The organism is Providencia sp. PROV040 (assembly GCF_032706145.1).
GTDB classification, from domain to species: domain Bacteria; phylum Pseudomonadota; class Gammaproteobacteria; order Enterobacterales; family Enterobacteriaceae; genus Providencia; species Providencia hangzhouensis.
Genome location: NZ_CP120530.1, coordinates 4,412,955 through 4,427,523, shown reverse-complemented (window position 1 = coordinate 4,427,523; position 14,569 = coordinate 4,412,955). Strand labels below are relative to the sequence as shown.

Below are 14,569 nucleotides of genomic sequence, written 5' to 3'. Positions count from 1 at the left end.
AATTGAGGGGCTTTTCTGTAAATAAGAAGGGGAAAAACAGGCTGTCCAGACCGCCAGAAGGCAGTGCAGTGGAGGTGTTCTCTGTAAAAAATAGAGCAGCAGCGTTCATGGTTTCTCCCGGCAAATTGTGGCGCATTATACGCATCTCATTCCATGACGCAAGCGTTTGCATAAAGAAAAATACATTTTTTTTATTTTTGCGTTTTGGTGAATATTTGAACTAACTGAAAAATGGGAGAAATAGTATCTCTCAATAGGGAATGTGCTGAGCATTGGTGTTTTTTAAACCAAAATTAAATCACATGATTGAATATACAGTACATTTATTTACACACATTTTATGTACGAGTAAGATATTTTTTCTTTTTAATTAAATATGATCATTATGAAATCACGACTTTTTATTCTATTGGCATTCCTTCTTTCTGGCTGTTCATCTGTTTGGGTACCTGTTTCCGGTGGCTCAAAATTCACTCAAGCTGAGGCGAATGCAGTTTGTAAACCCGAAGCCCTTCATTTGTACCCAATCAAAAATGAAGTTGCGCAGCGCTCTGTTATGTCTTATGTCGAAAAAAAATGCAAAAAAGATGATGATTGTGGAAAAGACAAAACTTATAAAGAACAAACACCAGTTATGGAAAGCTATGTGATTGATGTCAATGAAGATACCCGTAATAATTATTACTTGGAATGTATGGTATCCAAAGGCTGGACAAAAAAAGATAAGTATATGTGGGAATAGTATACAGGCCGCTAAATAGCCCAGTAGGTAGAGGTTACTTGGCTATTTAGCGTGATAACTTTTATTTTTGCCCAAGCCTTTTTGCTACTTTCTCTAATTTCATCATTAGTAATAATGTAATCGAAACTAATACAATCGTTAGTGCCGAACCATCAGCAATATTGCCTCTATCGGTTAAACTGAAAATGGAAACAGGTAATGTCGCCCAGCCGGGGGGATATAACATCATTGTGGCACCAAGTTCCCCTAAGGACAGTGATAGGCTTAATGCTAATGCTGAAATCATCCATGGCATCAATAGTGGTAGGGTGACATGGCATAAACGATACCAAGGAGAAGCGCCTAAGCTAAAAGCCACATTTTCAATATCGGGAGAAATACGGGTTAACCCAGTGGAAACATTGCTAAACGTAAAAGCAGAAATCAACACAAAATGAGCACTAAATACAATCCAAAAAGTGCCGTTCATCTGTAAATAGCCTTGGCTGAATGCTACAAGGATCCCAAGCCCAATCGACACAGAAGGAATAGCGCTGGGGAGATAAAATGCAATACTCAGCCACTTTTGTATTTTTCCACTGTGTCTTCTTAGTGCTAACGCAGCCCAAAGCCCACAAAACAGCGCAAATAGACTGGCACTAAAACCAACCACTAGGCTGGATAAAATGGCATCCCAAGCTGGCCCACTAAACGCATTCATAAAATGTTCAAAAGTAAAGCCTGAAGGTAAAATGCCATTCCATTGGCGGCTGAAACTCGACATTAAAATCATCACTAAAGGCAGTAAAAACAATAAACCAAATAAGCTGATGGCAATGATAGTGGCAGTGGCTCGTCCTTTTTTAGACCAAATCAACATAATTAATTCCTTACCCCAAGGCGAGTGGTCGCCATTCTGTATAGGAAAAATAACCCGAGTGAAAGCAAGATGTTAATTAAGGCAATCATGCATGCCACCGCATAATCTGACTCTAATATTGCCTTGCTGTATACCATCATCGGCAAGGTATTGACGCCTTTCGCCCCGATAAACAGTACGATGCCAAATTCATTGGTGGTTAACAGCAGGCACAGGCTACCCCCTGCTAATAAGGCGGGTAGCGCCGCAGGGAAAATAACTTGCGCGATAACCCGTGCAGGGTGTGCGCCTAAAATACTTGCCGCTTCTAACTGGCTCTTGTCGATTTGCCGCAGTGCCGCCATAAGGGGACGCATGACCAAAGGGGTAAAAACGGTAATTTCTGCCAAAATCACCCCATGGATAGAATAAAGAAACTCAACGGGGGGGAATTCTAAATCAAACAATGCCATCAAGGTGCCATTGAGTAGCCCTGCAGAACCATAAATGAAGGTAAAAGCTAGGGTAATCAAAAAGGTCGGTAGAGCAATAAAAGTATCAATCACTTGCGTGATAAAACGGCTTCCCGGAAAAGGAATAAACACTAAGATCAGTGACAATACACTACCTATCACAAGGCAACCTAAGGTGGCCAAAATGGCGATGTAGAGTGTATTCCATAACCCATTAATAAAGCGTTTTGACTCAATAAGTTGCCAAAATGCATCCAACCCCCATCTACCCGCCTCATTTTGTAGTGCTTGTTGGGCTATCAACAATAAGGGATAAAAAAACAACGTAACTAACACCAGTAATGGCGGCAATATCCAATAAATGGGCTTTATCGTTATTGATGAACCTTTTGGCACGCTAATATGTGACATGTTATTCCTCAATTAAAACGGTATCCGCAGGTGAAAACCATAAAGTGAGTTTGTCGCCTATTTTAGGCGGAGAGGCCAAATGGGTGATGGCAACACTCACGGTTTCACCAGCAACATCACAAATTAAATGCGTTAAATCCCCCTGCCAGCGAATAGACGTCAATGTGGCCTGTAATTGATTGGTGGCATTGGAATTTGGTACTAGCGTGATGTGCTGTGGGCGGATACACACCCATTTGTGAGTGCCTGCTCGCATGCCTAATGTATGAGCCTCCAACAATGTTCCACCACAACTGACATTCACTTTTCCAGGGCTTGTTGAAAAACCAAGCGCAGTAGCGGCTAGAATATTGGCTCGGCCTAAAAACTCAGCAGCAAAACGGTTGGGTGGGCGGTGATATAAGGCATTTTTCTCACCATGTGCGACTAAGTAGCCATCTTTCATAATGCCAATTTTATCACCAAGTGCGAGAGCTTCAGTTTGGTCATGAGTCACATAAAGAATAGTTAAATCGGGCAGTTCGCGGTGTAAACGGGCAATTTCTTCAACCATATTATGACGAATTTGCGCATCTAGCGCAGAAAGCGGTTCGTCGAGTAACAGAACACGAGGCCTTACGGCTATCGCTCTAGCAATCGCAACTCGCTGTTGCTGCCCCCCTGAAAGTTGGTGAGGGTAGCGGGTTGCGTAATCCGTCATTCCGACGATTTTAAGGGCTTCAATGACTCGCTCGTTAATGAGTGCTTTAGGTTGTTTCTGAGCTCGTAAGCCAAATGCGACATTCTCTTCCACTTTCATATGGGGAAATAGCGCATAATTTTGTACAACCATACCGAGTCCGCGTTGGTATGGGGGAAGGTGGGTGATATCCATATCACCTAATAAGATGCGCCCGCTGTCAGGTTGAGCAAACCCCGCAATGGCTCGCAATACCGTGGTTTTTCCTGAACCAGACGGGCCAATCAACACCAATATTTCCCCAGAGTCGATGGTTAAATCTAAAGGTTTTAGCACGACATTATTATGATATGAGACACGTAAAGACTCTAATGTGATCCCAGAGTGCTCGGTTTGCTGCATTGTAGTAGTGGCTTTTCGTTTCATCAACATCACAAGTTACTCACCATCAGTGACTTTTTGCCAACGGGAAATATCATCGGATAGGGAAACTTCAACTTCATCCCAATTAGGCTGCCAAGTTTTCACACCTTCTAACATTTGGACAGCGCTCTGGTATTGCTTATCAGATGGTGTGATATCTGAACGAACAGGCATACCCCATGAAAGCTCACTAACACGGCTTTGTGATGGTTTATCCAGCAGGAAATTAATGAGTTTTTTACCGTTTTCGGTTTCAGGGCCGTTGTTAACTAAGCCGACAACATAAGGTAAAACCAGTGTACTACGTTCCCCATTGGCATCTTTTGGCCAGAAAATTTGGACATTAGGGTTACGTACCATTTGGGATAAATTCATTTGTAAGTCGCCATTAGCGACATAGAGCTCCCCTTTATTCACGAGGGCGGTAAGCTTACCTGTCGAGGCGGATGGGCCAACGTTATTAGCCTGCAACTTACCGAGATAATCAAACCCTGCGTCTTTGCCATTAAAACTGTGGAAAACTTGTAACATCACTGCAGTACCATCCCCAGCTTGTCCCGGTGTTGAATATTGAAGTTTATTTTTAAAGCGAGAATCGAGTAGGGAGTCCCAATTTTCAGGAGGAGACTTAAGCAGCTTAGCGTTATAGATAAAGGTCAGGTAATTATTGACCAACGGCGTGTAAAAGTGATTTGAATTAGGAATATTTGCTGCATTTTCTGGCATAAATTCAGCTAATAACTGGTTTTTTGCGGCACGTTGGATAAAAGGCGGAACGGTAATAAGCACATCGGCTTGTGGATTGGTGCGTTCTTTAGCGAGCCTTTCAACTATCGCCCCTGAACCACTTTCGACATATTGTACTTTAATGCCTGTTTGTTTGGTAAATGCCTCGAACTGATTTTTATACCAACTGTTGTTGCCATCGTGCAGGCCATCAGCGGAGTAAACAGTCACAACATCAGCGGCAAAAACAGAGGTAGAGCAAAGGGTTGCCATTAATAGACCAGCTAAGTAGGTGCGTTTCATGGTTATCTCCTGTTAAGGTAAAATGTATTCTGGTATATACCAGATGTTTTTTTACGCTAACGGGTTTATATGACAGAAAGATGAAATGCAGCTAAATAGCTAAAATTATTTTCTATAAATAGAAATAATCACAAAGTATCGACTTCGATGCGCAAGCTATCGTGGCGCCAGTATTCAACATCATAATCTAAAATTCGCCCATGTTGGTCATAGTTTAAGCGTTGCAACAATAAGGCTGGACGGCCAACCGTAACCCCCAGTGCTTGTGCTGCTTGGGCAGGCATTGCCGTTGGGTAGAAAGACAAATGCATACTGGTATAGATTAAATTGAAATGAGCTTCGTACACTTCCGTTAAACTGCCGTTGAGGTCGTGGCGTAGCAGTTCAGGAACGCGAGCAGGTAAACAATGGTTCTCACAGTAACAAACGGGTCTGTCATCAGCAAAACGTAGGCGGGTGAGTAAATAAATTTGTTCAAATGATTGAAGTTTTAACGGCTCTATAGCTTCGAGAGGAACTGTAATAACTCTTCCATCCAGTAAAACTGTCTTCGGTTGGCGACCTTGTTCGAGGCAAAGTTTATGGAAATTAGTATTTTGGGTTGGGTCTAACCAAAGGCGCTCAGGTGTGACAAACCAACCACGACGTTCAGACCGGTAAATTGCCCCACTGGATTCTAGCTGTGCCAAACTTTCGCGAATAGTGACACGAGTGGTATTGAAAATGGCACAAAGTTCGCGTTCCGAGGGGAGTTTATCACCACATTTTAGCGAGCCATTTTGAATCTTTTCCTGTAATTGGGCTTTGATAAGCAGATATTGCGGGGCTTCATCCGCTGATAATTTCATGGTTATTTCCTGTCATTGTTTCAGTCATATTATACATAGTTATATGAATTTTTTGTTTCACGAGCACTTTTCCTTTGACCTTTTGAGCAGCCTACGACCATTATAATGGAAATCTGGTATAGACCAATAGGTGGATTGAATGACAAACAATAATTATTTGCTATTAACACCGGGGCCGCTTACGACGTCTAAAACGGTGAAAGAAGCCATGCTGTTTGATAGCTGTACATGGGATGATGATTATAATTTAGGCGTTGTACAAAATATTCGTCAACAATTAGTGGCACTGGCAACGGCCAAAGCAGGGTATTCTTCGGTCCTGCTTCAAGGAAGTGGAAGCTATGCGGTTGAAGCGGTTTTAGGTAGTGCAATCGGTGATAAAGAGAAAGTTTTGATTATCAGTAATGGCGCTTACGGTGCTCGAATGGCTGAAATGGCTCAGCGATTGGGTGTGGCTCATTGTGTTTATGATTGCGGTGAAGTGTCGTTGCCAAATGTGCAACAGATTGAACAGTTATTGCAACAAGATAGCCAAATCACTCATATTGCGATGGTGCACTGTGAAACTACGACAGGGATTTTAAACCCGATCGAGAAAGTCGCGAAGTTAGCGAAGCAGTATCAAAAATGCTATATCGTGGATGCAATGAGCAGTTTTGGTGGGATCCCTATGGATGTTGCTGAGCTTAACATTGATTTTTTAATTAGCTCTGCGAATAAATGTATTCAAGGGGTTCCAGGGTTCGCTTTTGTTATCGCTCGTACCGAGGCGCTTGAACTTTGTAAGGGGCATTCCCGTTCATTATCGTTAGATTTATATGCGCAGTGGCGCTGTATGGAAGATTTCCAAGGTAAGTGGCGATTTACTTCTCCAACTCATACCGTATTGGCGTTTGACCAAGCACTCAAGGAGTTAGCTCAAGAAGGTGGCGTAGCCGCTCGCTTTCAACGTTATCAGGGGAATCAATACAAGTTGGTGTCCGGTATGCGTAAATTAGGTTTTACCACGTTGTTAGAAGATAACCTCCATTCGCCAATTATCACCGCATTTTACTCACCAAATTCATCTGATTACCAATTTAAGCAATTTTATCAGAGTTTAAAATCTCAGGGTTTTGTCATTTATCCGGGCAAGGTCTCGCAAAGTGATTGTTTCCGTATTGGAAATATTGGTGAAGTTTATGAAAAAGACATTGATGCATTGTTGGTAGCAATAAAAAAAGCCATTTACTGGGAAAAATAAGGAAAAGAAATGTACCGTATTGAAGCCGTTATCCTTGACTGGGCGGGTACCACTGTAGATTTTGGTTCTTTTGCCCCTACTCAGATTTTCATCGAAGCATTTAAATCTGTGTTTGATATAAATATTACATTGGCTCAAGCGCGCATTCCTATGGGACTAGGAAAATGGCAACATATTGAAGCACTGGGTAAATTGCCTGAAGTAGACGCTTTATGGAACGCAAAGTTTGGCCGCTCAATGAGTAGTGAGGATATCGATAAAATCTACGCGGCCTTTATGCCATTGCAAATTGCTAAAGTTGTCGATTTTGCTGCGCCAATCACCGGAGTTGTCGACACAATCGCTACATTACGCAACCAAAATATTAAAATTGGCTCTTGTTCAGGTTACCCTCGTGCCGTGATGGAAAAGTTAGTTCCAGCAGCAAAGGCATTGGGCTACCAACCCGACTACTGGATAGCAAGTGATGATCTACTTGCTGGTGGGCGTCCGGGACCTTGGATGGCATTACAGAACGTCATTGAGCTAGGTGTTGGTTCCGTATCCGCTTGTATCAAAGTGGATGATGCCGTTCCCGGAATTGAAGAAGGGCGCAATGCGGGAATGTGGAGCGTTGGGTTAGCGGTTTCGGGTAATGAATTTGGTAAAACATGGGATGAATATCAAGGGATGCCAATTGATGAAGTTAACGCGTTGAAACAACAAGCCACAGAGAAACTATATGCTGCTGGCGCTCATTATGTGATTGATACTTTAGCTGATTTGCCATCAGTTATTGAAATAATTAATAGCCGATTGGCTAATGGTGAAAGATCCTAATCAGTATATATTATTTCTTTATTAATCACTTTTTTCTATCTGAATGGCCTACTTTTATTTGATATAAATTTTCAGCAAAGTAGGCCAAAATATTTTTGTAGGTGAGGTATGAGGAGCAGAGTATAACGGATAACAATATAGGGAGTCGCATGTGTCTTCGGAGTCTAATCTACATAAAACAGTCGATTTTTTACAGGAGTTTGTTGATGAAGCTCTCTTAGATTTACAAGTAAGTACGCTATCAGAAGATGACTTTGAGTCCTTAGTGAGAGATAAACGGTCTGTGTTAAATTGGCTTAGCAAATTTGGACATTTTCTCAGTGAAGACAGCTTTCATATGGGGTTCAGATTAGAGAAAGGTTCTGAAATTGATGGTGCAGTACTTGGTGTTTACGCGACTAAGCGTGGTGACTTACATATTTTTTTGATTGAGTCTTTTGTGCGAGACCTCCCTGAGCACCCTCTAAATGGGCGTTTAACTACTTTAGTTATTATTGCGGTAACTTTTTTCCTTACTCAATATCCAGATAGTAAAGCCGTTTATATTATTGAACCTGATGAAGGTTTGATCTCACATTATCAAAAGTTTGGTTTCAAATTATTAAGGGATGAAAATGTTATGTTTGCAACCAGTGACGCTTTGCGATTAATTCAGCTATCGTTACTTACGGAATTACTGTCGAATCAATAGTGCTATTAAAATAGTCTATTTTTCACCATGCTGTAAAATTATTGTGGAATTTGATACAATACAGCTTGGGAACATTAATGATACGGGGTGATTTATGGGGAATAATAAGGTTGAAAGATTATCGCCTCAAGAAATGCGCGATATTATGTTAGCGAATGCTAAAGTATTAATGTCTGACCGGTTTAGAACAACAGCCCCTGAAGTTACTGGTCAAAAAAAGAAAGTGATATCAACACTTCAAAAATAAAGATTTTACAATGTAATTTTGTTGTAGCACCTGATCTATCCCTGATAGCCACTTCTAACTCGTCAAACTTTTCTGTAGACATCCTTTGCTTAAATTGATGTCTACAGAGCAGCATAATTAAAATATATTAGCAGGCAATTCTGGCGCTAATGTCGCCACCATCACCGCTTTGATAGTATGTAAACGGTTTTCTGCTTGGTCAAAGACAATGCTATAAGGCGATTCAAAGACTTCTTCCGTGACTTCTAAGCCACCAAACATATTGAATTCTTTAGCTAATTGTGCGCCCAATGTGGTGTCTTCATTATGAAAGGCAGGCAAACAATGTAGGAACTTCACATTTGGGTTGCCAGTGAGCTTAATCACATTCATATTCACTTGGTATGGTTTTAATAAATTAATGCGCTGTGCCCATACTTCTTTGGCTTCTCCCATCGATACCCACACATCGGTATAGATAAAATCAGCATCTTTAACGCCTTCGGCGACATCTTCCGTGAGCGTGATTTTCGCACCCGTTTTTTGAGCTAGTGCTTGGCAAGTGTTCACTAAGTCTTCCTCCGGCCAGCAACTTTTTGGCGCAACAAGGCGTAAATCTAAACCTGTGAGAGCAGCAGCTTCTAACATCGAGTTGCCCATGTTGTTACGCGCATCGCCTAAATAGGCAAATTTAATTTCTGAGAATGGCGTATTTGGTCGGTGCTCTTGAATGGTCAGCAGATCGGCTAATAACTGTGTGGGATGGAATTCGTTAGTTAATCCATTCCATACAGGCACTCCCGAATGCGCGGCTAAGAGTTCTACCGTGTTTTGGGCGAATCCACGGTACTGGATACCGTCATACATCCGACCCAACACTCTAGCGGTGTCTTTCATGGTTTCTTTATGGCCGATTTGGCTACCAGAAGGCCCTAAATAAGTGACTCTAGCACCTTGGTCAAATGCTCCAACTTCAAATGCACAGCGTGTCCGTGTTGAGTCTTTCTCAAAAATAAGGGCAAAGTTTTTCCCTGAAAGGAGGGGCTGCTCTGTGCCCGCTTTTTTTTCTGATTTTAACCAAGAAGAGAGTTTTAAAAGTGAATGAATTTCGCTAGAAGTAAAATCAAGTAACCTTAAAAAAGGTTTATTATATAGGGGATTCATAATTGGTAGCCTTTTTGATTTGAATTAATATTCAATTTATATTCATAAAAATTCAAAATCAACCCCCAATGTAAAAGAAATTATCTTTAAATATATGGTTTCACTGTCAACCGTGTGGGAGAATGGCGCAAAGAAAGATGAGCGACAAAGAAACAAAAGGGGTGTGGATATGGTAGATAAAGCTGAACTCGATGCGCAGTACGAAGAAACTCGCTTGATCATCGAGGAATTACTGGAAGATGGTAGCGATCCTGATGCATTGTATGCGATTGAGCATCACTTCTCTGCGGACAACTTTGCTCTGTTAGAGAAAGCAGCCGTTGAAGCTTTTAAACTAGGATATGAAGTCACGGATGCAGAAGAGCTCGAAATTGAAACGGGTGAAACCCTGATGTGTTGCGATGTAATCAGTGAAAGTGCTTTAAATGCAGAGCTGATTGACGCACAGGTTGAGCAATTAATGAAGTTGGCTGAAAAAATGGGCATCAACTATGATGGTTGGGGCACGTATTTTGAAGACCCAGATGCAGAGTATGACGACGAAGACGGTGATGATGTTGACCCTGAAGATCGCGTGCATTAATTATTAGTCGCATCATATAATTACTTAAAAGGATAGCTAAAAACTATCCTTTTTTGTTTAGCGTAGAATTATAATGCCTTTAACATACGAATTTCACAGTCACTATGACCCGTATTTCCTAACGGTTCATCAATAAATTCAAACCCTAATTTTTCATATAACTTAATAGCAGCTTGAAGTTCTTTGGTCGTTTCTAAATAGCAACGAGTGTAGCCTTGCGCTTTAGCAAATTCCAGTGACATCAGTACGATTTGTTTTGCTAAGCCTTTGCCACGTAGCACGGAAGATAAATACATTTTCTGTAATTCTGCCGTATCGTTATCGCCTCCCGCGACTTGTGAAACACCGCCACCGCCAACAATTTTGCCATCCATTTCCACCACCCAGTAAGCACTGCGCGGTTTGCTATAAACCTCAAATAAGGTATCTAAAATAGGGTCAGCAACAGCAAAGCCTTTGTCTGCGGTTAAGCCATGCTCAGCAGAAACTTCGCGGATCACCGCGGCAATACCTGCGTTATCTTGTTGTTCGATAAGACGAATTTTGTAGTTTTGTGTTGTCATGTGAAACTCTTGATTATTATTGTGTACAACTCAGTGTAGAGAGAACCAGAAGGGAACTTCAATCTGAGAACTGCGAACGCAGTCATTTGATGATACTCGAATAAAAAGCCCTTATCAATGAATCGATAAGGGCTTAAAAATGATTAGCTGATTAATAATTACAAAGAGGCGATGGTCACTTTTTGCGCTTCAATTTTAGCTTTTGCTTCAATATTGGCAGTTAAGCGTTCACGTTCTTTTTCAACAACGGCAGCAGGCGCACGGCTCACAAAACCTTCGTTAGCTAACTTGCTTTCAATGGTTTCGATTTCTTTCACCACTTTTTCCAGCTCTTTATCTAAACGAGCCAGTTCTGCGTCTTTATCGACTAAGCCAGCCATTGGGATCAGCAGCTCTGCACCGCCAACGAGTTTAGTGACAGAAACCGGTGCTTCTTCACCATCAGCCAGTACGCGGATGCTTTCTAAACGTGCCATTGATTTGATAAAGCTTTGGTTTTCTTCAACGCGACGTTTTGCATCAGCAGAAGCACCACGCAGCATCACATCCAGTGGCTTACCTGGGGAGATGTTCATTTCTGCACGAATATTACGTACAGCAATAATGGCTTCTTTGATCCACTCAAGGTCACTTAGCGCGAGCTCATCCACTTTAGCCGCATCGAACTCAGGGAACGCTTGCAACATAATGGTATCGGCATCAATACCTTTAACCACTTTGACGCGCTGCCAGATGGTTTCAGTGATAAATGGAATGATTGGGTGAGCAAGGCGCAGTAAGCCTTCTAATACCTCAATTAAGGTGAAGCGAGCCGCACGTACTTGTGCTTCGTTACCTTTATGAACAGCAGGTTTAGACAGCTCTAAGTACCAGTCACAGAATTCATTCCATGTGAAATCATACAAAATACCCGCTGCGATATCGTAACGGTGAGTATCTAACGCTTCACGGTAAGCTTTCACTGTTTGATTGAATTGCGCCATGATCCAGCGGTCAGCCAGTGAGAAGCTCATTTCGCCGCCGTTTTGACCACAATCTTGGCCTTCAGTATTCATCAGAACGAAACGGCTCGCATTCCATAATTTATTACAGAAGTTGCGATAGCCGGACAGGCGTTTCATATCCCAGTTGATATCACGGCCTGTTGACGCTAATGCCGCCAAAGTGAAGCGTAGTGCATCAGTACCATGGGCTTCGATCCCTTCTGGATACTCTTTACGAGTACGTTTAGCAATTTTTTCAGCCAATTGTGGCTGCATCATGTTGCCAGTACGTTTTTCAAGTAAATCTTCCAAAGAGATACCGTCAATCATATCTAATGGGTCGATAACGTTCCCTTTGGATTTCGACATTTTTTGGCCTTCTTCATCACGGATCAGGCCTGTCATATAAACGGTTTTGAATGGCACTTGTGGCTCGCCGTTTTCATCTTTGATGAAATGCATGGTCATCATGATCATACGGGCAATCCAGAAGAAAATAATATCGAAGCCACTGACTAATACATCTGTTGGATGGAATGTTTTCAGTGCGTCGGTATTTTCAGGCCAGCCGAGAGTAGAGAATGTCCACAGACCGGAAGAGAACCACGTATCCAGTACGTCGTCGTCTTGGCGCAGAGCAATATCCGCACCTAAATTATTTTCACGACGAACTTCGTCTTCATCGCGACCCACGTAGACATTGCCTTTTTCGTCATACCATGCAGGAATGCGGTGGCCCCACCACAGTTGGCGAGAAATACACCAGTCTTGAATATCACGCATCCAAGAGAAATACATGTTTTCGTACTGACGAGGAACGAACTGAATACGGCCATCTTCAACGGCTTTAATGGCATCACGAGCCAAAGGCTCGGTACGCACGTACCATTGGTCGGTTAGCATAGGCTCAATAACCACACCACCACGGTCACCGTAAGGCACCGTCAGGTCATGAGGTTTCACTTCAACCAGCAGGCCAAGTTGTTCGAATTCTGCGACGATAGCTTTACGCGCTGCAAAACGTTCCATTCCACGGTAAGCTTCTGGGATTTCGCAGCTATAAGCGGTAGATGGGTTACCGTTGGTATCGAAAATTTCCGCTTCGTTACGAACGTTGCCGTCTAAGTCCATCATGTTAATCATTGTTAACTGATGGCGTTTACCGACTTCATAGTCATTAAAGTCATGAGCTGGAGTGATTTTCACACAGCCAGTACCTTTTTCCATGTCAGCGTGTTCATCACCAACAATTGGAATACGGCGGTTAACGATTGGCAAAATAATTTCTTTACCAATTAAATCTTTATAACGTGGATCTTCAGGGTTAACGGCGACACCGGTATCTCCTAGCATGGTCTCAGGGCGGGTAGTTGCGACCACTAAATAGTCTTTGCCTTCAGCCGTTTTTGCGCCATCAGCCAATGGATAACGCAGGTGCCACATAGACCCTTTGATTTCACGATTTTCAACTTCTAAGTCAGAAATTGCCGTGTGCAGTTTTGGGTCCCAGTTAACTAAGCGCTTACCACGATAAATCAAGTTTTCTTTATAAAGGCGAACGAACGCTTCTTTAACGGCTTTAGATAAGCCTTCATCCATAGTAAAACGCTCGCGATCCCAATCAACAGAATCGCCTAAACGGCGCATTTGCTGTGAAATTGTACCGCCGGATTCCGCTTTCCACTCCCAGATTTTGTCAATGAACGCATCGCGGCCGTAGTCGTGACGGTTTTTACCTTCTTCTGCTGCAATTTTACGCTCAACAACCATCTGAGTTGCGATACCTGCATGGTCTGTCCCCGTTTGCCATAAGGTATTTTTACCTTGCATACGTTGGTAGCGGATCATCGTATCCATGATGGTTTGCTGGAAGGCGTGCCCCATGTGCAAACTACCAGTGACGTTTGGCGGTGGAATGACGACACAGAAGCTGTCTTGGGTGGTATCCCCATTAGGTTTAAAATAACCGCTTTTCTCCCAGTGAGCATATAAAGATTGCTCAATTTCTGCGGGGTTATACGTTTTATCGAGCGAAGGCTCATTCATTGGGCTATCTGGTTTCTTTTCCATTATCTTTTTGTATTCAGTAAGTTGGCGGCGCCGCCATAGTCAAATTGAAGCCGACGCTACGGTAAGTTTTATACCGCTCACGCGCCAACTGTTTTAAAGTTTCATCAATAGGTACGAAGTCTACCACTTCATGGAAAGCCGTGGCAAAATCTGCGAACTGATTTTGTAAATTAATCAGGATATCACGTGGGGTATTTCCCCGTTTAGCAGGCCAACAAATTTCAATCGGTGCACCATAACGCGGCCCTTCACCCGCCAAATTATGCGGGACAAACTGGTGTGGATCGCGTTGCCACAAGGCCTCATCAATCTTTTCAGCTTGTTGCTGTGTTTCGCAAGCAATCAAAACACGCTTTCCACTGCGCCACATTTGGGCGGCGAGCTCACAAGCTAACCATTCATGGGCTTCAAGCTCAGGAAATGGTGATGCTTGTTCTAGTTGGTAAAACGTACCTTTTTTCATATACCCGTCATACTTCAATTTGTAGGGGTGTTGGCTACGCGCTTTCGCCTTAGTCACATACTTTTGTATGCTCCCAAGGCCTCAACCGCTTGCCGCCTACCTACAAACTGAATTATTTAGGGTATAGCTTAAATTGCCATACTTCAATTTGTAGGGGTGTTGGCTACACGCTTTCGCCTTAGTCACATACTTTTGTATGCTCCCAAGGCCTCAACCGCTTGCCGCCTACCTACAAACTGAATTATTTAGGGTATAGCTTAAATTGCTATACTTCAATTTGTAGGGGTGTTGGCTACGCGTTTTTGGTGACCAAGCGCGGAA

Annotated in this window: 15 protein-coding genes; 6 read left to right on the top strand and 9 right to left on the bottom strand. The window is 42.6% G+C overall.

What is annotated here, in order from left to right; all coding sequences use genetic code 11:
* The first annotated feature begins 385 nt into the window (after positions 1 to 385).
* Positions 386 to 742, top strand: coding sequence for a hypothetical protein (locus P3L40_RS20615; protein WP_036958764.1), 357 nt, complete (start codon positions 386 to 388; stop codon positions 740 to 742).
* 61 nt (positions 743 to 803) lie between these two features.
* On the opposite strand, the gene phnV is transcribed toward P3L40_RS20615, so the two are convergent.
* The 5 genes from phnV to phnR form a co-directional block, all read right to left on the bottom strand.
* Complete coding sequence (gene phnV, locus P3L40_RS20610; protein WP_210853017.1) at positions 804 to 1,601, bottom strand: 2-aminoethylphosphonate ABC transport system, membrane component PhnV; 798 nt, start codon at positions 1,599 to 1,601, stop codon at positions 804 to 806.
* Positions 1,602 to 1,603: 2 nt separating this feature from the next.
* On the bottom strand, positions 1,604 to 2,464 hold the full coding sequence (gene phnU, locus P3L40_RS20605; RefSeq protein ID WP_112308095.1) for a 2-aminoethylphosphonate ABC transporter permease subunit: 861 nt from the start codon (positions 2,462 to 2,464) through the stop codon (positions 1,604 to 1,606).
* A 1-nt stretch (position 2,465) separates the two neighbouring features.
* Positions 2,466 to 3,575, bottom strand: coding sequence for a 2-aminoethylphosphonate ABC transport system ATP-binding subunit PhnT (gene phnT / locus P3L40_RS20600; protein ID WP_196732671.1), 1,110 nt, complete (start codon positions 3,573 to 3,575; stop codon positions 2,466 to 2,468).
* Between the two features lie 6 nt (positions 3,576 to 3,581).
* The gene (locus P3L40_RS20595; RefSeq protein WP_094961637.1) at positions 3,582 to 4,595 is read right to left on the bottom strand and encodes a 2-aminoethylphosphonate ABC transporter substrate-binding protein; all 1,014 of its coding nucleotides are present in this window, start codon (positions 4,593 to 4,595) and stop codon (positions 3,582 to 3,584) included.
* 128 nt (positions 4,596 to 4,723) lie between these two features.
* Positions 4,724 to 5,443 (bottom strand): phosphonate utilization transcriptional regulator PhnR, encoded by a 720-nt coding sequence (gene phnR, locus P3L40_RS20590; protein WP_196732669.1) that lies wholly within the window; start codon positions 5,441 to 5,443, stop codon positions 4,724 to 4,726.
* Between the two features lie 139 nt (positions 5,444 to 5,582).
* On the opposite strand from phnR, the gene phnW reads away from it, so the two are divergent.
* The 4 genes from phnW to P3L40_RS20570 all read left to right on the top strand — a co-directional run bounded on the left by phnW (position 5,583) and on the right by P3L40_RS20570 (position 8,443).
* On the top strand, positions 5,583 to 6,686 hold the full coding sequence (phnW, locus tag P3L40_RS20585; RefSeq protein ID WP_196732668.1) for a 2-aminoethylphosphonate--pyruvate transaminase: 1,104 nt from the start codon (positions 5,583 to 5,585) through the stop codon (positions 6,684 to 6,686).
* 9 nt (positions 6,687 to 6,695) lie between these two features.
* Positions 6,696 to 7,505: a phosphonoacetaldehyde hydrolase gene (gene phnX / locus P3L40_RS20580; protein WP_210853019.1), complete on the top strand. Its 810-nt coding sequence runs from the start codon at positions 6,696 to 6,698 to the stop codon at positions 7,503 to 7,505.
* 151 nt (positions 7,506 to 7,656) lie between these two features.
* Complete coding sequence (locus P3L40_RS20575) at positions 7,657 to 8,196, top strand: hypothetical protein (protein ID WP_096864315.1); 540 nt, start codon at positions 7,657 to 7,659, stop codon at positions 8,194 to 8,196.
* A gap of 94 nt (positions 8,197 to 8,290) precedes the next feature.
* Positions 8,291 to 8,443 (top strand): hypothetical protein, encoded by a 153-nt coding sequence (locus tag P3L40_RS20570; protein ID WP_153673787.1) that lies wholly within the window; start codon positions 8,291 to 8,293, stop codon positions 8,441 to 8,443.
* A 117-nt stretch (positions 8,444 to 8,560) separates the two neighbouring features.
* Here the strand turns inward: P3L40_RS20570 and argF are convergent, their stop codons facing one another.
* Positions 8,561 to 9,586 carry an ornithine carbamoyltransferase gene (gene argF / locus P3L40_RS20565; RefSeq protein WP_094961633.1) on the bottom strand — a complete coding sequence of 342 codons (1,026 nt, stop codon included), beginning with the start codon at positions 9,584 to 9,586 and terminating at the stop codon, positions 8,561 to 8,563.
* A 169-nt stretch (positions 9,587 to 9,755) separates the two neighbouring features.
* On the opposite strand from argF, the gene rraB reads away from it, so the two are divergent.
* Positions 9,756 to 10,169 carry a ribonuclease E inhibitor RraB gene (gene rraB / locus P3L40_RS20560; RefSeq protein ID WP_172412242.1) on the top strand — a complete coding sequence of 138 codons (414 nt, stop codon included), beginning with the start codon at positions 9,756 to 9,758 and terminating at the stop codon, positions 10,167 to 10,169.
* 68 nt (positions 10,170 to 10,237) lie between these two features.
* Here rraB and P3L40_RS20555 read toward each other — a convergent pair whose 3' ends face one another.
* The 3 genes from P3L40_RS20555 to P3L40_RS20545 all read right to left on the bottom strand — a co-directional run bounded on the left by P3L40_RS20555 (position 10,238) and on the right by P3L40_RS20545 (position 14,248).
* Positions 10,238 to 10,732: a GNAT family N-acetyltransferase gene (locus P3L40_RS20555; RefSeq protein ID WP_196732664.1), complete on the bottom strand. Its 495-nt coding sequence runs from the start codon at positions 10,730 to 10,732 to the stop codon at positions 10,238 to 10,240.
* 158 nt (positions 10,733 to 10,890) lie between these two features.
* Positions 10,891 to 13,761, bottom strand: coding sequence for a valine--tRNA ligase (locus P3L40_RS20550; protein ID WP_172974385.1), 2,871 nt, complete (start codon positions 13,759 to 13,761; stop codon positions 10,891 to 10,893).
* A 37-nt stretch (positions 13,762 to 13,798) separates the two neighbouring features.
* The gene (locus tag P3L40_RS20545; RefSeq protein WP_136134079.1) at positions 13,799 to 14,248 is read right to left on the bottom strand and encodes a DNA polymerase III subunit chi; all 450 of its coding nucleotides are present in this window, start codon (positions 14,246 to 14,248) and stop codon (positions 13,799 to 13,801) included.
* Positions 14,249 to 14,569: the final 321 nt, after the last annotated feature.

Bases quoted from the DNA above. Each gene is read 5' to 3' on its own strand.
- P3L40_RS20615 (WP_036958764.1), top strand. From the start codon at position 386: ATGAAATCACGACTTTTTATTCTATTGGCATTCCTTCTTTCTGGCTGT.
- phnV (WP_210853017.1), bottom strand. From the start codon at position 1,601: ATGTTGATTTGGTCTAAAAAAGGACGAGCCACTGCCACTATCATTGCC.
- phnU (WP_112308095.1), bottom strand. From the start codon at position 2,464: ATGTCACATATTAGCGTGCCAAAAGGTTCATCAATAACGATAAAGCCC.
- phnT (WP_196732671.1), bottom strand. From the start codon at position 3,575: ATGTTGATGAAACGAAAAGCCACTACTACAATGCAGCAAACCGAGCAC.
- P3L40_RS20595 (WP_094961637.1), bottom strand. From the start codon at position 4,595: ATGAAACGCACCTACTTAGCTGGTCTATTAATGGCAACCCTTTGCTCT.
- phnR (WP_196732669.1), bottom strand. From the start codon at position 5,443: ATGAAATTATCAGCGGATGAAGCCCCGCAATATCTGCTTATCAAAGCC.
- phnW (WP_196732668.1), top strand. From the start codon at position 5,583: ATGACAAACAATAATTATTTGCTATTAACACCGGGGCCGCTTACGACG.
- phnX (WP_210853019.1), top strand. From the start codon at position 6,696: ATGTACCGTATTGAAGCCGTTATCCTTGACTGGGCGGGTACCACTGTA.
- P3L40_RS20570 (WP_153673787.1), top strand. From the start codon at position 8,291: ATGGGGAATAATAAGGTTGAAAGATTATCGCCTCAAGAAATGCGCGAT.
- argF (WP_094961633.1), bottom strand. From the start codon at position 9,586: ATGAATCCCCTATATAATAAACCTTTTTTAAGGTTACTTGATTTTACT.
- rraB (WP_172412242.1), top strand. From the start codon at position 9,756: ATGGTAGATAAAGCTGAACTCGATGCGCAGTACGAAGAAACTCGCTTG.
- P3L40_RS20555 (WP_196732664.1), bottom strand. From the start codon at position 10,732: ATGACAACACAAAACTACAAAATTCGTCTTATCGAACAACAAGATAAC.
- P3L40_RS20550 (WP_172974385.1), bottom strand. From the start codon at position 13,761: ATGAATGAGCCTTCGCTCGATAAAACGTATAACCCCGCAGAAATTGAG.
- P3L40_RS20545 (WP_136134079.1), bottom strand. From the start codon at position 14,248: ATGAAAAAAGGTACGTTTTACCAACTAGAACAAGCATCACCATTTCCT.